This window comes from Corynebacterium uberis (assembly GCF_020616335.1).
GTDB classification, from domain to species: domain Bacteria; phylum Actinomycetota; class Actinomycetes; order Mycobacteriales; family Mycobacteriaceae; genus Corynebacterium; species Corynebacterium uberis.
On record NZ_CP085051.1, the window covers coordinates 710,124 to 729,059 of the forward strand.

At 64.9% G+C, this 18,936-nt stretch carries 22 protein-coding genes; 11 read left to right on the top strand and 11 right to left on the bottom strand.

What is annotated here, in order from left to right; all coding sequences use genetic code 11:
• Positions 1-21 precede the first annotated feature (21 nt).
• Entirely contained in the window at positions 22-324 is a 303-nt protein-coding gene (locus tag LH390_RS03250; protein ID WP_227280613.1) for a chorismate mutase, read from the bottom strand.
• 109 nt (positions 325-433) lie between these two features.
• On the opposite strand from LH390_RS03250, the gene LH390_RS03255 reads away from it, so the two are divergent.
• Positions 434-2,959, top strand: a complete 2,526-nt coding sequence (locus tag LH390_RS03255) for a UvrD-helicase domain-containing protein (RefSeq protein WP_227280612.1) — start codon at positions 434-436, stop codon at positions 2,957-2,959.
• Positions 2,960-3,066: 107 nt separating this feature from the next.
• Here LH390_RS03255 and LH390_RS03260 read toward each other — a convergent pair whose 3' ends face one another.
• Positions 3,067-3,822 (bottom strand): M23 family metallopeptidase, encoded by a 756-nt coding sequence (locus LH390_RS03260; RefSeq protein ID WP_227280611.1) that lies wholly within the window; start codon positions 3,820-3,822, stop codon positions 3,067-3,069.
• Between the two features lie 342 nt (positions 3,823-4,164).
• Here LH390_RS03260 and LH390_RS03265 point away from each other — a divergent pair, with 342 nt between their 5' ends.
• Genes LH390_RS03265 through purH form a run of 3 tightly spaced genes read left to right on the top strand, consistent with a single transcriptional unit; the run spans position 4,165 to position 8,008 of the window.
• Positions 4,165-5,739 (top strand): cell division protein PerM, encoded by a 1,575-nt coding sequence (locus LH390_RS03265; RefSeq protein ID WP_227280610.1) that lies wholly within the window; start codon positions 4,165-4,167, stop codon positions 5,737-5,739.
• Between the two features lie 60 nt (positions 5,740-5,799).
• Positions 5,800-6,441 (top strand): phosphoribosylglycinamide formyltransferase, encoded by a 642-nt coding sequence (gene purN, locus LH390_RS03270; protein ID WP_227282640.1) that lies wholly within the window; start codon positions 5,800-5,802, stop codon positions 6,439-6,441.
• Positions 6,434-8,008, top strand: a complete 1,575-nt coding sequence (gene purH / locus LH390_RS03275; protein WP_227280609.1) for a bifunctional phosphoribosylaminoimidazolecarboxamide formyltransferase/IMP cyclohydrolase — start codon at positions 6,434-6,436, stop codon at positions 8,006-8,008. The genes purN and purH overlap by 8 nt, the downstream gene beginning before the upstream one ends.
• Positions 8,009-8,102: 94 nt before the next feature.
• Here purH and LH390_RS03280 read toward each other — a convergent pair whose 3' ends face one another.
• The 6 genes from LH390_RS03280 to rpmB all read right to left on the bottom strand — a co-directional run bounded on the left by LH390_RS03280 (position 8,103) and on the right by rpmB (position 10,993).
• Complete coding sequence (locus tag LH390_RS03280; protein ID WP_227324363.1) at positions 8,103-8,768, bottom strand: TetR/AcrR family transcriptional regulator; 666 nt, start codon at positions 8,766-8,768, stop codon at positions 8,103-8,105.
• Positions 8,769-8,846: 78 nt separating this feature from the next.
• Positions 8,847-9,701 carry a putative nucleotidyltransferase substrate binding domain-containing protein gene (locus LH390_RS03285; protein WP_227280607.1) on the bottom strand — a complete coding sequence of 285 codons (855 nt, stop codon included), beginning with the start codon at positions 9,699-9,701 and terminating at the stop codon, positions 8,847-8,849.
• Positions 9,702-10,011: 310 nt separating this feature from the next.
• Positions 10,012-10,260 carry a 30S ribosomal protein S18 gene (gene rpsR / locus LH390_RS03290; RefSeq protein ID WP_227280606.1) on the bottom strand — a complete coding sequence of 83 codons (249 nt, stop codon included), beginning with the start codon at positions 10,258-10,260 and terminating at the stop codon, positions 10,012-10,014.
• A gap of 19 nt (positions 10,261-10,279) precedes the next feature.
• Positions 10,280-10,585, bottom strand: coding sequence for a 30S ribosomal protein S14 (rpsN, locus tag LH390_RS03295; protein WP_227280605.1), 306 nt, complete (start codon positions 10,583-10,585; stop codon positions 10,280-10,282).
• A gap of 3 nt (positions 10,586-10,588) precedes the next feature.
• On the bottom strand, positions 10,589-10,753 hold the full coding sequence (rpmG, locus tag LH390_RS03300) for a 50S ribosomal protein L33 (protein WP_227280604.1): 165 nt from the start codon (positions 10,751-10,753) through the stop codon (positions 10,589-10,591).
• 3 nt (positions 10,754-10,756) lie between these two features.
• Complete coding sequence (gene rpmB / locus LH390_RS03305) at positions 10,757-10,993, bottom strand: 50S ribosomal protein L28 (protein WP_227280603.1); 237 nt, start codon at positions 10,991-10,993, stop codon at positions 10,757-10,759.
• Positions 10,994-11,419: 426 nt separating this feature from the next.
• Between rpmB and LH390_RS03310 the strand changes: the two genes are divergently transcribed.
• The 6 genes from LH390_RS03310 to LH390_RS03335 all read left to right on the top strand — a co-directional run bounded on the left by LH390_RS03310 (position 11,420) and on the right by LH390_RS03335 (position 15,612).
• Complete coding sequence (locus tag LH390_RS03310; RefSeq protein ID WP_227280602.1) at positions 11,420-12,238, top strand: CPBP family intramembrane glutamic endopeptidase; 819 nt, start codon at positions 11,420-11,422, stop codon at positions 12,236-12,238.
• Positions 12,239-12,362: 124 nt separating this feature from the next.
• Positions 12,363-12,635 carry a type B 50S ribosomal protein L31 gene (locus LH390_RS03315; protein WP_227280601.1) on the top strand — a complete coding sequence of 91 codons (273 nt, stop codon included), beginning with the start codon at positions 12,363-12,365 and terminating at the stop codon, positions 12,633-12,635.
• Between the two features lie 21 nt (positions 12,636-12,656).
• A complete protein-coding gene (gene rpmF, locus LH390_RS03320; protein ID WP_227280600.1) occupies positions 12,657-12,830 on the top strand; it encodes a 50S ribosomal protein L32 in 174 nt (57 codons plus the stop codon).
• A gap of 306 nt (positions 12,831-13,136) precedes the next feature.
• Positions 13,137-14,693, top strand: coding sequence for a trypsin-like peptidase domain-containing protein (locus tag LH390_RS03325; RefSeq protein ID WP_227280599.1), 1,557 nt, complete (start codon positions 13,137-13,139; stop codon positions 14,691-14,693).
• Between the two features lie 101 nt (positions 14,694-14,794).
• Complete coding sequence (locus tag LH390_RS03330) at positions 14,795-15,391, top strand: MogA/MoaB family molybdenum cofactor biosynthesis protein (protein ID WP_227280598.1); 597 nt, start codon at positions 14,795-14,797, stop codon at positions 15,389-15,391.
• Positions 15,391-15,612 (top strand): hypothetical protein, encoded by a 222-nt coding sequence (locus tag LH390_RS03335; protein WP_227280597.1) that lies wholly within the window; start codon positions 15,391-15,393, stop codon positions 15,610-15,612. Before LH390_RS03330 ends, LH390_RS03335 begins: the two co-directional genes overlap by 1 nt.
• Positions 15,613-15,615: 3 nt before the next feature.
• Here LH390_RS03335 and mscL read toward each other — a convergent pair whose 3' ends face one another.
• Genes mscL through LH390_RS03350 form a run of 3 tightly spaced genes read right to left on the bottom strand, consistent with a single transcriptional unit; the run spans position 15,616 to position 17,547 of the window.
• Positions 15,616-16,134, bottom strand: a complete 519-nt coding sequence (gene mscL / locus LH390_RS03340) for a large conductance mechanosensitive channel protein MscL (protein WP_227280596.1) — start codon at positions 16,132-16,134, stop codon at positions 15,616-15,618.
• Positions 16,135-16,180: 46 nt separating this feature from the next.
• Positions 16,181-16,900 (bottom strand): SAF domain-containing protein, encoded by a 720-nt coding sequence (locus LH390_RS03345; RefSeq protein WP_227280595.1) that lies wholly within the window; start codon positions 16,898-16,900, stop codon positions 16,181-16,183.
• Positions 16,897-17,547, bottom strand: coding sequence for a 5-formyltetrahydrofolate cyclo-ligase (locus LH390_RS03350; protein WP_227280594.1), 651 nt, complete (start codon positions 17,545-17,547; stop codon positions 16,897-16,899). Before LH390_RS03350 ends, LH390_RS03345 begins: the two co-directional genes overlap by 4 nt.
• A 102-nt stretch (positions 17,548-17,649) precedes the next feature.
• Here LH390_RS03350 and LH390_RS03355 point away from each other — a divergent pair, with 102 nt between their 5' ends.
• Complete coding sequence (locus LH390_RS03355; protein WP_227280593.1) at positions 17,650-18,612, top strand: UTP--glucose-1-phosphate uridylyltransferase; 963 nt, start codon at positions 17,650-17,652, stop codon at positions 18,610-18,612.
• The last annotated feature ends 324 nt before the right edge of the window (positions 18,613-18,936 follow it).

Genomic DNA, 18,936 nt, shown 5'->3' on the forward strand with positions numbered 1-18,936 from the left:
CCGGGGTGGTGGGGTGTGGGCTTATCCCAATTTGCCGCGGCCCAGGCGCAGCAGAATTGCAGCCAGCGCGGGGCCTTCTTCGCCCAATTCTTCCCGGAATTGATTAATGATGGCCACTTCGCGGGTGTGCACCAGCCGGGTCCCGCCGGAGCCCATTCGGGTGCGACCTATGGTGCGAGCGATCTCGGTGCGCTGTTTGACGGCGTCCAAAATCACCCTGTCAAGGCGGTTAATCTCGGCGCGGAAGCCTTGAATCTCCGCGTCGGATAAGGGGTCGTCGGTGCCGGACGGCGGGATGATCGGGTGCGAGGGAGGAGTAGTCATGGCTGCTATTGTTCCAGGTTTGTTCGCGCAGGCAACAACCGGCCAATCGAACTCAAGTGCGGGGGTTTTCCGGCCCGGCGGGTGCGCACCGCTAAGGTGGGGAGCCATCATGGATTCTTCGCAGCCCGCGCCCGCCGCTTCCCCCTTTTCTTCGCCGCGCACCGATGGTCCCGCCGCCGCGGGGCCCGCAGGCGGTGGCCTCGCCTCGCCAGCGTCCACCGGTGGCGATCGGGGCCCGCTTATCGACGTCGCCGCGGGGCTCAACCCTGCCCAGCGTGCGGCTGTCGAGCACGCCGGCAGCCCACTGCTCATCGTGGCCGGTGCTGGTTCCGGTAAGACCGCGGTGCTAACCCGGCGCATCGCCTACCTCATGTCTCGCCGCGGTGTAGCCCCCTGGCAGATCCTGGCCATTACCTTTACTAATAAGGCCGCCGCGGAGATGCGCGAGCGCGTGGCCGGGCTTGTGGGGCCGGTAGCAGAACGGATGTGGGTGGCCACGTTCCACTCGGTGTGCGTGCGTATTTTGCGCCAGCAGGCCGGGGTGGTTCCGGGGCTCAACAGCAATTTCACCATCTATGATTCGGATGATGCGCGGCGGCTGCTCACCATGATCGCTAAGGATAAGTCGCTGGATCTGAAGAGGTTTTCCGCGCGGACTTTGGCCAATGCGATTTCCAATTTAAAAAATGAGCTCATCGATCCGGAGGATGCTGCCGCCGAGGCGCAGTCGACGAAGAATCCATTTGATACCACGGTCGCGGACGTCTACGCGGAATACCAAACCCGGCTCCGGCAGGCCAATGCGGTAGATTTTGATGATCTCATCGGCGAGGTCGTTCGCCTGCTGCGCGAGCATGACGATGTTGCGGAATACTACCGGCGCCGCTTCCGGCATGTCCTGGTAGACGAGTACCAAGACACCAACCATGCGCAGTACGAGTTGGTCTCTGTCCTGGTGGGTGCCCATGCGAAGGAGCCCGAACGGCTCGCCGGTGGCATGGGCCCGGCCGAGTTGTGTGTGGTGGGGGATTCAGACCAATCCATCTATGCCTTCCGCGGCGCCACCATTCGCAATATTGAGGAATTTGAGCGGGATTTCCCCAACGCACGCACCATCGTTCTTGAGCAGAACTATCGCTCTACCCAGAACATCTTGGATGCGGCAAACGCGGTGATTGAGCGCAACGATCACCGGCGGCCTAAGAAGCTGTGGACCTCTGAGGGGGCGGGGGATAAGATCGTCGGCTACGTTGCGGACAATGAGCAGGATGAGGCGCTGTTCATTGCCAATACCATCGACGAGTTGGGTGTTGCCTATTCAGACATCGCCATCATGTACCGCACCAACAACGCCTCCCGCGCGCTGGAAGACAAGCTCAGTCGGGAGGGGATTCCTTACAAAATTGTCGGCGGCACGCGGTTTTATGACCGCCGCGAAATCCGGGACATCATCGCGTATCTCAAGGTCCTTGATAACCCGGATGACACGGTGAGCCTGCGGCGGATTATCAACACCCCACGCCGCGGGATCGGCGACCGGGCGCAGGCCTTCGTCGCCCTGCATGCTCAACAGGGGGCGATGTCCTTTGGCCAGGCGTTGTCAGACGCCGCCGCTGGCCGGGTGGACATGCTTGGCACCCGGGCACGCAACGCCATCGGCAGTTTTACGTCCATGATGGATGATCTTCGGGCGCAACTTCCAGAGCTGCGAAACCCCGTGACAGGCATGCCGGATTTGGGCGAGCTGGTGCGCCGGGTCCTTGATACCACTGGTTATCTGCGCGAGCTGGAGGGATCTAATGATCCGCAGGATGCGACGCGGGTGGATAACCTCAATGAGCTGATCTCCGTGGCAAGCGAGTTTTCCATGGACGCCGCCCACCAATTGGCCTATGCGGCCGACCACGGCGAGGCCCCGGAGGACGGGGCGGCCACCGAGGCAGAGGGCCTGACTGCGGACGGCGAACCCGCCCCCGGGAGTTTGCAGGCGTTTTTGGAGAAGGTCTCCCTGGTGGCCGATGCGGACCAGATTCCGGATAATGACCAAGGCGTGGTCACCCTCATGACGCTGCATACCGCCAAGGGCCTGGAGTTCCCGGTAGTCTTTGTCACCGGGTGGGAAGACGGCCAGTTCCCGCACCAGCGGGCACTGGGCGATCCCCAGGAGCTCGCAGAGGAGCGCCGTTTAGCTTATGTGGGCATCACGCGGGCACGCCGGCGCCTGTACCTCACGCGCGCGATGCTGCGCTCGTCCTGGGGCAGCCCGGTGACTAACCCCGCCAGTCGCTTCCTCACGGAGATTCCCGGCGAGCTCATCGATTGGCAGCGCGAGGAGCCCGAATGGGGGGCCGTCGACCAGGGGTGGTCTAGCTCGGGTTGGGGCGCCGGAGCGGGCAACTGGGGCCGGCAGCACGCGCCGGCTCGCAGGCGGCGGCAGGTCGCGCCGCAGCGCTCGCAGAACCGCAAGGACCTTGAGCTGGCGGTGGGTGATCGGGTCAACCATGACAAGTATGGGTTGGGCACGGTGATTGCTGCCGAAGGCAGTGGTGTGCGCGCGACGGTGACCATTGACTTCGGTTCCTCCGGCACGGTGCGTCTCATGCTGATCGGCGGGGTGCCGATGGAGAAGTTGTAAACCCCGCCGCGGGGGCGGGGGAGGCAGGCCGCGGGGTGGGGGCAGCAAAAAACCGGCCGCCGAGGTTCTCGGGGCCGGTTGAGCAGGTGTGCGCAGCTGGAGTGGTGTTAGACCGTGATGCCCAGGGCTGCCAGCCAGGGCACGGGGTCGATGGCTTCGCCGCCACCGGGGTGTACTTCGAAGTGCAGGTGGGTTCCGGTGGAGAAACCGAGGGAGCCCATGCCGGCGATGATGTCACCGGCGTTGACGCGCTGGCCCACCTGGGCCAGCAGGGTGGAGACGTGGCCGTAGACGGTGATGGTGCCGTCATCGTGCTGGACGCGGACCCACTGGCCGAAGCCGGAGGCCGGGCCGGAGCTGATCACGGTGCCGGGCAGCACGGAGCGGATGGGGGTTCCTTCCGCGTTGGCAATGTCAATGCCCTTGTGGAACACGCCCCAGCGCTGCCCAAAGTTAGAGGTGAAGGTGCCCTCGGCGGGCTTGACGGCGCCGGCGGCGTTGGCAACAAGGGTCTTGAGGTCCGTGATGCCGGCTGCGGCTGCGGCCTCGGCGGCCTCGATGCGCTCCTGGGCCAGCTCGACGGACTTGCCCAATTGCTGGTCAATGTCGGCGACGGGCTTGAACTCGGAGATCGCCAGGATCTGCGGGGCAGAGGAGTCGGCCCCGGGGATGGTGGCGGCATCATTGGCCAGCGCGAAGCCGACGTTGGTTTCGGTCTTGTCCGAGTGGTTTTGAACCTGGGCTGCGGCGGCGCCACCGACACCGGCGGTGGACACTGCGCCTGTTGCTACTGCTACCAGAGCTATGCGTCCCTTCGTCGTCTGGGACGGGGAGAATCTGTGGTGCTTACCCAACTCTTCCAACTTCCATCGGTACGGTAACGGCGCACACCTGCATCGTCCCGGCTAAGGGGGGCGGATCCGCGGTGTCAGGCCGCAAGGCCGGGGCGGGCGGGAGCCGCTGTGCACGGGACGATTGTGACCGTTCTGTTATCTATGTCAGGTAACAATAGCGTCTCGGTGTCAGCGGGGCAACCTGTTTTGGGCGTATTTCCAGCAGCTTTTTGGTGCGCCGTATCCCCATGACGCAAAGTTTTGGCAAAAGAACTGGTCATGGGGGTGTATCGGCAACAGGCGGAGAGGTGTTACACGCCGCCGAAACAGCCTGCCGCAGGGGACAGGCTGGCTGTGGCACAGTATATGGGGATGAGTGCGAACAGTAATCGACAACGCCGCCCCGCGGCCGCAGGAACCGCTGCGGCGCGGCGTCGGCGGCGTACCCGCGGGCCGCGTCGTGCGTCGCGCGCGGGTGTGCAGGGGGGAAGCCGCAACCCGCAGCATCCGGTTGCGGCGGGCGGTGCGCAGCCGGTAGCCCGCAGCTGGCGGCAGCGTTTCCAGACTTTTGTTCCGAGCGTGGTTGTTCCCCACGCTGTGGTGGTGTTGGGAATTGTCGTGGTTGTCATGGCGTTTCTCATGCTTACCTCCCGCCCGCTGGGGCTGATGCCCGCCGCAATCGCGCAATTGTGGCTGGTGCTCAATATGGTTCCGGTGCGCATGGGTGGCATTGAGCTGGGCACTTTGCCCCTGTTGCCTGCGCTGGGCCTGGCGTGGTTGTTGGCGCGGCGAGTGCGCGCGGTGGTGCGTCGTCGGGTGAGCATGCGCGATTTGGTGGCGTTGGCGGTGTGCGTGGTGGGGGTGCCGGTGGCGTTGTCTGTGACCGCGGCGGCGATGCTCATGGATGCGCGCGAGGTGTATCGGGTTGATGCGCCGTCGCTGTGGGCTGCGCTGGGCAATACGGCGTTGGTGCACGTGGGTGCGCTGTTGTGGGGGCTGAAAGGGCGCGTGTGGCACGCGGTGGCACGCCATCTGCGGGTGGCACGCTCGCTTGTCGACGCCGCCGAGCTCGCCGTCCGCTACGTGGGCATCCTGTTGTGCTGCGGTGCTGCTGTGTGGTTTGTTCTTGCCCTGCTGGGCTGGCGCCGGCAGCTTGAGGTGTTTGAACTGTACGGTTCTGCCGGGGGCATTGCTGCGGCGTTGGGGGTGACGGTGCTGTATCTTCCGAACGCTGCGGTGTGGGGTGCGTCGGTGTTGGTGGGTGGTGACCTGCACTGTGGGGCGGCGTCGGCAAGCGTCTTTTCGGTGCATACGGTGCCCATGCCGCCGTTGCCGCTGTTCGCGGCGCTGCCGGGCGAGGTGCCCAACTGGGCGGTGGTGGTGTTGGCGGTCCCCGCCGCGCTGACGATTGTCATGCTGTACAAGGCCCCGCCGAGCTGGCGCCAGGCGGTGGTCTTTTCTGCCACCGCGGCGACGGTCATGGCTGTGGCGGCGTACCTGTCTGGCGGGGCGCTGGGTGTGTATGGGGAGTGCGGGCCGATCGCGTGGCTGACGGCGCTGCTGGTGGCCTTGTGGACGGGATCGATCGGGCTGATGAGCGCGGGGGTTAGCCAGTGGGATCGGTGGCGTCGGGAAGCACACGTGCCCGCTGAAGGCGCACAGCCTGCGGCTGAGGATGCGCACGCACCAGCCGCTGTAGCGGAGCCGGAGGATACGCAGGAGGAACCGGAACCGGAGGAGGATCCGGAGGAAGATCCGGAAGAGCCTGCGGAGGCGGAGGGCAGCGCCGTGGCTGCGCAGCCCGAAGCGGCGGAAGAATCAGCAGACCAGGACCTTAAGGAAGACGCTGAAGCCAGCAGCGACACCGCTGCGCAGAGCGCCGCAGCAGCCGACGCGGAGGACGCGGACGCGGGTGCGGCGGACGACGATGCGGAGCACACCCCCTAGGGCTGCACTGTGTGGCCCGGGTGCTGTGTAGGCTTAAGGGCCGTGACTTCCACAGACACTCTGGACATCCTAGAGACGCTGCGCGCTGGTTCGCCCCTTGACATTGTGGTGTTGGTCTCCGGGACGGGAACGCTGCTGCAATCGCTGATCAATCACCAGGATCCGCAGAAGTATCGGATCACGCGGGTGGTTGCGGATAAGCAGTGTGAGGCCATCGAACGGGCGCGTCGGGCGGGGATCCCCACGCAGGTTGTCGCGTTGGGTGCGGACCGCGATCAGTGGAACGCCGAGGTCGCGCAGGCGGTTGCGGCAGGCCAGCCGGATGTGGTGGTCTCCGCAGGGTTCATGCGCATCCTTGGTCCTGCTTTCTTGGATGTGTTCGCGGGGCGCACCATCAATACGCACCCGGCGCTGCTGCCGGCGTTTCCCGGTGCGCATGCGGTGCGCGATGCCTTGAATTACGGGGTGAAGGTCACCGGTTCTACCGTTCACGTTATTGATGCCGGCGTTGATACCGGTCCCATCATTGCGCAGCGGCCCGTGCTGGTGCAGCCGGGGGATACGGAAGACACATTGCACGAACGGATCAAACAGGTTGAACGCCAGCTCATCGTCGCGGTGTTGCGCGGTGAGGCCGGCGAGTTAGCCATCGGCGCAGAAACGGACAAAGAAGAAGAGAGGGTGCACGTCACCGATGAGTGAAAACAAGTTGGCCATCAAGCGGGCCTTGATCAGCGTCTATGACAAGACTGGGGTAGAGCAGTTGGCCCAGGCGTTGCATGAGGCCGGTGTGGAGATCGTCTCAACGGGCTCGACGGCTGCCACCATCGCTCGCGCCGGTGTGCCGGTGACCCGGGTGGAGGAGCTCACCGGCTTCCCGGAGTGCCTGGAGGGGCGGGTCAAGACCCTGCACCCGAAGGTGCACGCCGGGATTCTTGCCGATACACGCAAGCCGGAACACCTGACTCAGCTCGCCGACCTGGGCATCGAGCCCTTCCAGCTCGTGGTGGTCAACCTGTATCCGTTTGAGCAGACCGTGGCCTCGGGCGCGGACTTTGACGCCTGCGTTGAGCAGATCGACATCGGAGGCCCGTCCATGGTGCGTGCCGCCGCCAAGAACCACCCCTCGGTCGCCGTCGTCGTCGATCCGGGCGACTATGACGCGGTGCGCGACGCCGTGGCCGCCGGTGGCTTCACCCAGCCGCAGCGCGCCCAGCTGGCCGCCCGCGCCTTCCGGCACACCGCCGACTATGACGTTGCGGTTTCCTCCTGGATGGCCACTCAGCTTGCCGACGCCCCCGCAGACACCTTCCCCGCTACCGTCACCGCCGACTACCAGCTGGCCCATGCGCTGCGCTACGGGGAGAACCCCCACCAGGGCGCGGCCCTGTACACGGACGGCACCGGCGGACTGGCCGGCGCCACCCAGTTCCACGGCAAGGAGATGAGCTACAACAACTACCAGGACGCAGACGCCGCCTGGCGGGCCGCCTGGGACCACGAGGAGCCGTGCGTGGCGATTATCAAGCACGCCAACCCCTGCGGCATCGCGGTCTCTGACGTCTCCATCGCCGACGCGCATACCAAGGCCCACGCCTGCGACCCGCTGTCCGCCTACGGTGGCGTGATTGCCACCAACCGCGAGGTCACCCTCGCCCTGGCCGAGCAGGTGAAGAAGATCTTCACAGAGGTCATCATCGCCCCGTCCTACGAGGACGCCGCGCTCGAGCTGCTGAAGACCAAGAAGAACCTGCGCGTCTTGCAGGCGCAGCCACTCGAGCGCGCCGGCTATGATGCCAAGCCCATCTCCGGCGGGCTGCTGGTCCAGGACCGCGACATCCTCGACGCCGAGGGTGATGACCCAGCGAACTGGACCCTCGCGGCCGGGGACGCCGCCGACGAGCAGACGCTGGCGGATCTCGCCTTCGCCTGGCGTACCGTGCGCGCCGTGAAGTCCAATGCCATTCTGCTGGCCGCAGGCGGCGCCACCGTTGGGGTGGGCATGGGTCAGGTCAACCGGGTGGACTCCGCCAAGCTGGCCGTCGAGCGGGCCAACACGCTTGCTGATGGTGCCGAGCGCGCCCGCGGCGCGGTCGCAGCCTCTGACGCCTTCTTCCCCTTCGCCGATGGCTTTGAGGTGCTCGCCCAGGCGGGCGTTGCGGCCGTGGTCCAGCCCGGCGGCTCGATTCGCGATGAGGAGGTCATCGCCGCGGCAAACAAGGCCGGGGTGACGATGTACCTCACCGGGGCGCGCCACTTCGCCCACTAGTTCGCGCTGACAAACACTCCTTGCTGTGGCGGCGCCACGGTGAGGGGTGTTCTCTTTTGGGGCCCGGTAGTGGGGGACGGGGGACTAGTGGTAGCTAGCCCAGGCGAGACAGGATGTCCTCGGTGCGCTGCTGGGCGTCCGGGGGAATCTGTGCCCCGAGGACGTCGAAAGCCGCATTGGCCAACATAATCGCCGGTGCCGGCAGTTCCTCGCCCAGCGGGTAAGGCGCCACACCGGTGTTGTCGCGCATCTCAATGGCCGACATTGCCAGGTGGAAAGGCAGGTCCACGCGGGGGTCCTCATTGCCCGCAACCTGGCGGGAGACGTCATGAAAGGCGTCGAAGAGGCGTGCACGCTTCTCGTGGTATTCAGAAAACTCTGGGGAGGAGGCGATGGGCAGCTGATAGAGCTTGCCCACATTCCACCGGGTAGACAAAAGCTGGCGCACTTCCGCGGCGACCAAAGACCACAGCCGGAGAGCAGGGGTTTCGTCTTGTACTCGCCCGAGTTCTTCGACCAGCGTGATGGAGGGATCGATGGTGGAAGACAGCAGCGTGAGAAAGATCTCGGTTTTGGACGGAAAATGGTAGTACAGGGAGGCCTGCCGGATGCCTACGGCCTCAGCGATCTGGTGCGTCGAGGTGGTGGCAAAGCCCTGGGTGGTAAACAGTTCGGAGGCGGCGTCGAGAATCTCTTCGCGCGCGGTGCGGCCTCGCCGCCGCGGGCTGTTTTTACGCGGTCGGCCCACTGCACCTGCCATGCCTCAACACCTTTCCCACGACTCCACAAAGAAACGAATACAGCCGGGCGCTCCACGTCGATGCCCGCAGGATGCAGTCTAGCGTGTCGGCACCCCAGCGCCCGGGGCGGTAGCCGCCTGCCGGGCCTGCACCGCGGCGATGAGCAGCGAAACAGACCTACTCGCTGCCCCAAAGGCGGCCCGCTCCAGTGCCGGAAGGTTGCGGGAGGGCTCCGGATGCAGCGCCACGCCCTCGCGCCAGCGCGTCGCCTGGAGTTCCAGGGCCGTCATCCAGGCCTGATTAAGGCTCTCCGCCTCATCGTCGCTTAAGACCCCACCAGCTTGGGCGCAGGCGATCATCTCTGCGGTAGCCCCCGAGGTGCACCCCGCGCACACGCCAGCCCAGCGGGCCAGATCCGTCGTTGGGCGGACCAGATGCGCGTCCACGTCGATGAGTTGGTCGGGGTCCGGCAGCCCATCGATGGTGCGCAGTGGGGCGGGCCGGTGCGCAAGCACCAGGGAGAACAGCTCGGAGCAAGCCGTAGGGCGGCCCGGACCGCCCACGGAGCGGGCTCCCGCGTCGCAGATGTCTACCAGGCTATCCGTGGCGGGATGGGCAACACAGTGGGCGCGGGCCAGCACGTCGGTGAGAAGTTGGTCTTCCTGGAACCCCAGGCTCAACCACGTCACCGCGTCCCTGGGCAGGGCGCATCGACGCCCCACCGCGCCGCTGAGCCGGACCCTGGAAATCCCCTCCTGGCGCAGCGCAGGGCTGGCCAGGGCGTCGTCCACGATGAGGGAGTACCACTGGGTGATCCGCTGCGCGGATTCCCGATGATCGAGCGCATTGCGCACCAACTGGCTTGCTTCCAAAATGGCGCCGCTGACCTCAGTAAGGGTGGCGCATTGGCGTGCGTGGGCCGTCAACTCGGTCAAAGAGGGGTGAAAGGTCACGGTGGACTAGGGCTCCTTAGAAGCTGCCCCAACGAGGGGGCACGCGTCAGGCACGAAGAATTCGGCGCGACTGAGGGGATTGACCCCAATTCTATCGCAGGGACCACGTGGGTGAGCGTGGACGGGAAAAGCGCTGCACAGGAATAAGAAAAGCACCGCCCACACTGCCATTTCCGCGGTGTGGCGGAAATGCGTGTGGGCGGTGCTGCGAACTGCCTTGTGGCCAGTCGGATCATCCAGTGGCTCAAGGCCGCTGTTGTTCGATTCAGACTCTTAGAGCTTGAACTTTCAAGCGTCCCAGGTGCTGGATTTAGCGGCTGGTGAACGGCAGGAGAGCCATTTCGCGGGCGTTCTTGACGGCGGTGGCCACCTCGCGCTGCTGCTTGGGGGTCAGGCCGGTCACGCGACGCGAACGGATCTTGTGACGGTCAGAGATGAACTGACGCAAGGTGTTGGTGTCCTTGTAGTCCACCTTTTCAATGCCCGCAACCTTCAGCGGGTTCTTCTTGGGGCGGCGGCTCTGCTCCATGCGAGCGCGCTTGGCGTGATTACGCTTCATTTATTGCACAACTCCCTGATTACCAGCTGGACTTACGGACACCCGGCAGCTCACCGCGGTGAGCCATCTCGCGCATACGAACGCGCGACAGGCCGAACTTGCGCAGGTAACCGCGCGGGCGGCCGTCGTGGGAGTCACGATTACGGACGCGCACCGGGGAGGCGTCGCGAGGCTGACGGTTCAGCTCGAACTGCGCATCCAGGCGCTCCTCGTCGGTGGACTTGGGGTTCTTGATGATGGCCTTGAGCTCGGCACGACGCTCCGCGTAACGGGCGACGATTTCCTTGCGCTGCTCGTTCTTGGCGATCTTGGACTTCTTAGCCATAAATTATCGCTCCTCGCGGAATTCGACGTGCTTGCGGACTACCGGATCGTACTTCTTCATGGTGATGCGGTCCGGGTTGTTGCGCTTGTTCTTCCGGGTGACATAGGTATAACCGGTGCCAGCCGTCGACTTCAGCTTGATGATCGGACGAATGTCATTACGTGCCATCGGTTAGATCTTCTCCCCACGTGCTCGAATCTTGGCGACAACGGCCTCGATGCCGTCACGGTCGATGATCTTGAGACCCTTGGTGGAAACATTCAGGGTGATGGTACGGCCCTCGGAGGGCAGGTAGAACCGACGGCGCTGGATGTTGGGGTTCCAACGGCGCGACGTACGGCGGTGCGAGTGCGAGACGGACTTGCCGAACTGCGGCTTGCGTCCCGTGACCTGGCAAATAGCCGACATGGGTTAACTTTCTCCTAGCCGCCCACATCACAGCAATAAACCGCGCCGCACCACACCCGATATGGGCCGGAAAATCCGGCAAAAGGGCAGGTCGGGGCGCTGTTTGTGCCAGCTGACGGGGCGAAAGACGAATGATTTCGACAACAGCAAGGGACCATCATACATGGACCCTGGGGTGCGTCCTAATCCCGCCGTCTCGCCGAGGGCAGCCGTCCCAGCTGTCTGGAGGTAGCAAAATCAGGGCGATCCCCCATTGTTTCCCTGGTATATCCCCTCCATGATCAGGGTATGAGTATGAAACGGGTACTTGCGGATACCCAACGGCCCGAACGCGGCCCCTTAGCCGCCACCGGTGACTCAGCGGTTGCCCCTAGGCCCTTGATCCCTTTCAGTGCGGCAGGCTTGGCGGTGCGGGGTGTCTGCGCAGTGGCCATTTTGCTGCTTGCCAACGTTGCCACGATGGGGCTGATCGCCCTTGGGTTCAGCCTGTTGGGCCCGAACGAGATTCGTGGGGCGCTGTGGATGTCCGGCTGCTACGTGCTTGCCGCGATACTCGTGGTGGCGCTGCTTGCGGCGTGGCTGCGCTGGGTGGACCGTGACAGTATCAAAGCCATTCTGGCTGCTCCGCAGCACTCCGGCGGGATTGTCGGGGGTGTGTGTGCCGGGGCGGCGCTGGCCAGTGTGGGATTGATTCCCGCATGCCTTTTGGCCGCGGCCGTTGCGCCGGCGCCTGCGCAGGCAGCAGGCGCGGTGGGACAAACGGGACTCGCAGGCTGGGTTGTTATGGCAGTCTTCCTCCTGGCTCGCGGGGTGGCGTTGCAGGCGCTGCCTGAGGAACTGCTCTTCCGTGGCTGGTTGCTGCGCTTGGGCAAAAACCGCCCTGCGACGGCGCTGGTGGTGACCACTCTGTGGTTTATGGTCATCCATCTGGTCTCCCAAGGTGGGCAAGACGGCTGGGGGCAGCGGCTGATCTACCTGGTATTGCCGCTAGGTATAGGGCTGTTGGCGGCGGTTTTAGTGCTGAACACCGGGTCGGTGTGGTGGGGTGTCGGCGTGCACGGCGCTTTTCATCTGGTGATGCCCGTGTGTCAGTTGGTGTGGGGTTTTGACCAAGGGCCGGTGAGCTGGGTGATCATGGGGCTATCTTTGGTGGCGGTCGCCGCGGTGGTCCTGTGGATCACCCCACGGGCCTGGTGGCGGCGCACGCGAGGGGAGGGATTTTCCTCACAGGCGGCACAGGTGTAAGGTGTCAAAGGTTCATCGACGCCCAACTCAGGCACGATCGCGCACCGTGGTCAGCGGCTTATACCCAGTGATCATCGGCGTGCAGAGACGACCTGAAGTTCAACCCTGAGGGATTTCGAAGTTTATGAAGAAGGACATTCACCCTGACTACCACCCGGTAGTCTTCCGTGACGCCGGCACCGGCCACCAGTTCATCACCCGCTCGACTGCCACCAGCTCGCGCACCGTGGAGTGGGAAGACGGCCAGGAGTACCCGCTCATCGTGGTCGACGTGACCAGTGAGTCGCACCCGTTCTGGACCGGCGCCCAGCGTGTCATGGACACCGCCGGCCGCGTGGAGAAGTTCCAGCGTCGCTTCGGTGGCATGGCCCGCCGCAAGAAGAAGACCCAGGCTTAAAGGTAAGGAGGGAAAAGGAAAATGGCAGTACCTAAGTTCCGTAAGTCCCGCGCGAACACGCACATGCGCCGTTCGCAGTGGAAGGCCAACAACGTTGCCCTCCAGGAGGTCACCATCGACGGCCAGACCGTGCGTATCCCGCGCCGCCTGGTCAAGGCCGCCCAGCTCGGCCTGGTGGATGTGGAGCAGTTCTAAGCTCCCAGCCGCGAACTGACTAGGCCGGCAAGCGCTTTCCGCTTGCACGTGCGCCAGCGTCAGATAGGCACCCGCCCGCCCGCAGCGCCCATGGCATGGATCATTTCCGTGCAGGGTGCTGCGGGCGGTTGTGCTTTTTGTGGAAGCGCAGGCTGGGTGGGTTGGGCGGTGAGGAGCCTTCGGTAGCGCGCCCCTTCCGACACACGGGTATCGTCCTGGAGACATTCAGGGAACGCTCAGCAAGTCTTATGTGCTTGTGACCCCCACACAAGACAACCCGCAGTGCGCGGGTCCATAATCGTGCTCATGACTCATAGTGACAGCTTGTCTTCTCAGCCCGAACGCCCCCGTCACGGTGCCGAGCCCACTCATTCACCTGAGCCCAACACCGGTTTTGCCGCCGGGGCAGGCGTTCCTCAACAGTCCAGCCAGCCGGCCCAGCCCGGGGGTGCGTCAGGCGAAAACGTGACATCTCACCAGCCCCCATCACGGCCGGTGTCATCGGGCTCGACGCGGTATTCGCGTCCCGACGCCGAGGCCCCCGCAGCACCCACCGGGACTCCCGCCGGCGGCGCTGGGGAGGGTTCCCCTTACCGCACGTGGGCAACCTGGGAGGATACGCAGCAGATTCCCGCAGACGGCTCCGTCGCGGGGCAGGGTCATCATGCTGGTGCACCGCAGGGCCAGCCGGACTATCAGGCATCCGGGCCCGCGCAGACTCCTGGGCCTATCGACGCCCCCGCCGCCGCACCCGAAGCAAAAAAGAAGCTTCAATTCGGGGTGCTGCCCACCCTGGCGATGGTCACCGTCGCGGCGATCGCGGCGGGTTCGATCACCGGGGTAGTGGTGGGTAACCGTGCGACGCCGCAGCAGGAGGTGGTCAACTCTCTTGAGGCACCCAGCGCCGGCTCGGCGGAAAAGCCCGCCGCTCCCCAGGGCTCTGTCGCGCAGGTTGCACAATCAGTCTTGCCCTCCGTGGTGTCCATCCAGGTGATGACGCGCACCGGCGGTGGAGAAGGCTCGGGGTCGATCCTGTCCTCGGATGGGTTGGTGTTGACCAACGCCCACGTGGTTGCTGGTACGGAGGGCGGTAATGGCCGCATCCAGGTGCGGCTCAATGATGGCTCTACCCACGAGGGGGAGTTTGTTGCCGCCGACAAGGACACCGATATTGCTCTGGTGAAGATCAAGGGTGTGCAGGGCCTGCCGGCAATCACCTTAGGCAACTCGGAGCAGGTGCAGGTGGGCCAGCCGGTGGTAGCCATCGGCTCCCCGCTGGGGCTGACCTCTACTGTGACCACCGGCATCGTCTCGGCGCTTAACCGTCCGGTGCGTGCCTCTGATGGCGGCGGGGAATCCTCCCTTATTGATGCCATCCAAACCGATGCGGCGATCAACCCGGGTAACTCTGGTGGCCCGCTGGTGGACATGGAGGGCCATCTCATCGGGATGAACTCGGGCATCGCCTCGCTGAGCGCCGGCATGCAGCAGGGCGGCTCCATCGGGCTTGGTTTTGCCATTCCCTCGAACTTTGCCAAGCGGATCGCCGAGCAATTGCAGCGCACCGGTAAGGCACAGTTGCCGCTGCTGGGGGTGCATGTCTTGCGTGATGATGTGCCCGGCGGTGGCGCCAACGTGCCAGGAGCTGTGATTAATGACGTCAGCCCGGGCGGGCCGGCCGCTGCCGGTGGCCTGCGTCAGGGCGACGTTGTGACCAAGCTCAATGAGCGCAATATCGAATCGGCGGATGCGCTGATCGCGGCGGTGCGCTCGCACGAGTTCGGCGAGACTGTGACCTTGGAAGTTATCCGAGAAGGAAGCAATGATCCCATAAGGGTAGAGGTGACGCTGTCGAACGGCTAAGTTATATCTGACAGGACACCTCCTCGGCGTAGGCCCACGTGCACCGCAGGTTTCGCGCCGGGGCAGGTGCGAACACACTCTCCTATGAAGGGCAGCCACACATGAACAAGACCCTCGCCACGGCCGTTGATGATGCCACGCAGGCGCAAGGATCGGCGCTTCAAGATGTAGCGGAGCCTGATGCCAATTTCCTGTTGGCGGCCGAGCGGGAAGTTCATGTACGCCCTCCCCGAAAATCCCTGGCGGTATTAGTCACGGATCACATCAATGAGGTTGGGGTCAACATTCCGCGTCTGGTTGCAGAATCGCTGTCTGCTGCCGGTTTTGATGTTGATGCGGTCGTGGCCGTGCGGTCAAAGAAATCGCAGATTCGCAATGCCATAGAAACGGCCGTTGTTGGCGGTGTTGACCTTGTCGTCACCATTGGCGGAACGGGAGTAGGACCGCGCGATAAAACCCCGGAGGCCACCCGCTCCGTATTAGATATTCTGGTTCCCGGTATTGCGCAGGCAATTCGTCAGACCGGACGGCATAGCGGCGCTATTGATGCCTGCGTGTCCCGCGGGATTGCCGGGGTTTCTGGGTCAACGTTGGTGGTCAACCTAGCGGCCTCGCCAGAGGCCATTCAAGATGGGATTGCCACGATGCAGCCGCTCGCCCACTTTGTTATTGATGATCTCCAGGATTCGGGAGTCTAGTGTCTAGACAGCGCAAGCCGCGCAGACGGAGCCAACGGGCCGCCCAGTCGGGCTCGCCAGACGGCGGCTGGGATTCCCCAGGCATGTGGTCCGGTCGGGCACAGACAGACCCGGAACGGGTGGATGCGGATGCCGCCCGCCCGGTGATCTTCGAGGGGGAGGAGCCGGTGGACCGGGAGACGTATCTCAAGGAGCAGCGGCCTCCCCACCACGGGGGCTAGGAGCTAGCTGGGGTGAGCGGGGCTGGCGGGACCGGCAGTGTTCCCCGTGTTCGCCGCTTTTTCGGGGTGGGCAGAATTGTCACGACTTGCGGAAGTCGTCTCAGCCGCGGTGGGGCGGCGTTCGGCGAGCAGGTCGCGGATTTCTGCCAGCAGGTTGGCCTCCAAGGACGCGGGTTGCTCTTCTTCCTCGGTCACCCCGCGATACTTGAGCTGAAGCTCGTTGATCTTGTTCATCGGGGCGATGAGCAGGAAGTACACCACGGCGGCAATGATGAGGAAGTTCAACCCAGCGGTGATCACGGCGCCGAAGTCGAGGCGGGTGGCGGGGTCTCCTTGGCGCAGCTGGATGGCCAGGCCAGAGACCTCGGCGCTCCCGCCGAGGCTGGCGATCAGCGGGTTAATAATGCTCTGGGAAAACGCGGTAACAATCGCGGTGAACGCGGAGCCGATGACCACGGCGACGGCCAGCTCAATGACGTTGCCGCGCAGGATAAAGTCTTTAAAACCCTTGAGTACCTTCATGGGGGTATCCCTTCTCAAAATTGTTGAACAAGGAGATGGCGCGGCGTCATCCTACCGGTTGGGCGCGTGCCCCGGTGACAATCACTGCCAGGGGGTTGTGGAGGGCTGCCGCTGCCACCACAGCGGCCTCTGGTTCGGGCAACGCGAGCAGGACGGTGGTGCCCGTTGCCTGGGGTCGAGCGGAGTCTGATCCGGGTGCCGCGGGTGCGCCGGCAAGGACGACCCGGGCGCCGGTGGCGATGATCCTAGGTTCAGCCGAGGCGTCATCGTGGGTGACTACGGTGACGGTGTCTCCGTGGGTGAGCAGCGGGAGGGCGTCGGTAGCCGCTAGAGGGATGGGCACCAGCGTGGCGGGGCGCGGATCAGCGGGGTTGGCTAGGAGGTCTCGCGCGGTTGCCTGGCTGACCAGTCGCGCGGGCGTGACTATTTCTCCAGCGAGCGCGGCGGAGACGGTGACGTGGCCGATCAGGGCGGCCGGATCGGGGACCTCGGCGCCCAGGGCGGGAGGGATGAGATTCTGGGGGATCGCCTGGGTGGTCAGGTCGGCGGCGTCGAGAGGCGTACCGGCGGCGACGTCGCGGGCAAAGACGGTGACCTGCGGGTCGCGGTGGCCGTGTGCGGCTAAGGCGGTGATGGCGGCAAGGGCGAGGAGGAGGCCGGCGGCGGCGCGCCGGGCGAGGACCATGCGCCGCCAGCCGGGGGTGGCTAGCGCGGAGCGGACCCGGCTCAGTGGGTTGGTTGCGGGAGCTGTCGTGGCATCGTTCACACCATTGTTGGACCGCCTCCCGGGGGCGTTGGTTCCCCGTGCGTGTGGCGGGGTCCTTGCGGGGTGATGATCATGGCGACGGCGCGGTCGTGGTCCTCGATGGGCAGGTCGGCGCTGATCTCGTGGGAGAAGGCGAGTGCGACGAACAGCGGAGGGGCGGGGCACGTGGCGCTGGCGGCGAGCACGCGGTCATAGAATCCGCCGCCTTGGCCCAGCCGGTAGCCGTCGGGCGTTAAGGCCAGGGCTGGGGTTATTACCAGGTCAGTGGTGTCCAGCATCGCCGGCGTGGTCATGTGGGTTGCGGCGGGGGTCGCGGGTTCCGCAATCCCCATGGGGTTGTCGGCGCGCAGCTGCGCGCGGCTGCTGATCGGTGCCCAGGTCAGCGTGCCGGCGTCGCCGACGATGGGCAGGAGGAGGGGTGCGGGGGTGGCCAGGAGGGCGTCGAGAAGCGTGTCGTAGCCGGGCTCTTCGGGCAGGGGCGCGTAGGCGGCGATGCGGCGGGGCCGACGGGTGCGCAGCAGTTCGCTGAGGTGGCGGACGATGTCGCGGGAGGCGGCGGCGCGGGTGGCTGCGGGAAGCTGTGCGCGGGCGCGGCGGTAGTGCGCGCGGGCGGCGGATTTTGCGGAACGGCGCGGCGAAAGGTTCACACGGGACCAGGGTAGTGGTTCCGGTTGCGTGGGCTGTCCTACACCCATTTGAGGGGGCGTGATTCTTAATGGTAGGGGGCTGCTTGGGTAGGGTTGGAACGTATGAATGCTCCTATAGAGAACCACGTACATGCGGTAAAGACTGTCGTTGTCCCGGCGGCAGGATTGGGTACGCGGTTCCTTCCGGCGACCAAGACCGTTCCCAAGGAGCTCCTGCCCGTGGTGGACACCCCTGGCATTGAGCTGATTGCTGATGAGGCCGCTTCTTTGGGGGCCTCGCGGCTGGCGGTGATCACCTCGCCGAACAAGGAGGGCGTGCTCGCGCACTTCGATCCGGCCCCGGAGTTGGAACAGACCCTTCATGAGCGCGGCAAGGACGAACAGCTGCGCAAGGTGCAGCACTCCAGTCACATTATCGACGCCGTCCCCGTCACCCAGGATCGTCCCCTCGGCCTGGGGCACGCGGTATCCCTGGCGGAAAGCGTCCTGGATGATGATGAAGACGTGGTGGCCGTCATGCTTCCGGATGACCTTGTCCTTCCCATGGGCGTGATGGAAAAGATGGCGCAGGTGCGCCGGGAGTACGGCGGCTCCGTGCTGTGTGCCTTTGTTGTTCCCCACGAGGAGGTCTACAACTACGGCGTCTTCGAGGTGGCGGACCTGCCGGGCGCGGACCCGCGGGTGAAAAAGGTCACCGGCATGGTGGAAAAGCCGGATCCGCAGGATGCGCCGTCGAACTTCGTTGCCACCGGGCGCTACCTGCTGGACCGGGCCATTTTTGATGCCCTGCGCCGGATCACCCCGGGTAAGGGCGGTGAGCTCCAGCTGACGGATGCCATTGAGCTGCTCATCACGGAGGGCCACCCCGTGCACGTGGTCATTCATGAGGGTAAGCGCCATGACCTGGGAAACCCCGGCGGATACATCCCGGCCTGCGTTGACTATGGGTTGTCTCATCCGGTCTATGGACCGGGCCTGCGCAAGGCCATTGCGGCGATCCTGGCGGAGCATGAGCGCGATGATGACCAGCAGGATGTTGCGGCGGATGAGGGCCAGCAGCAGTAGTCGGGCAGGAGTAGTCAGGCAGGTGCCGGAGGGCCCGTGTGCGGGGTGCGTGGGCTGTGCGGATTGTGGTGGTGTCACGCTGCCGGTGGGGGCGGTGGTGTGACTACACTGCATGTGTCCGGGTGCGTGCGGAGCCGCGGTAGGCTTCGGCCCGCGGGCACCACGGCGTCGGCCGATGCTCGGGTGGCGCCCAGGGCGCTCAACGCCCGGCTGGTGGCCTCCCATTCGGTGGCTTCAGCCGATGGTTGCCAGCACGGTGGTTCCGGGCACGATGGTTTCTAGCCCGGTGATCGTCAGCCCGATGACCCGAAGAAGGAGGATGGT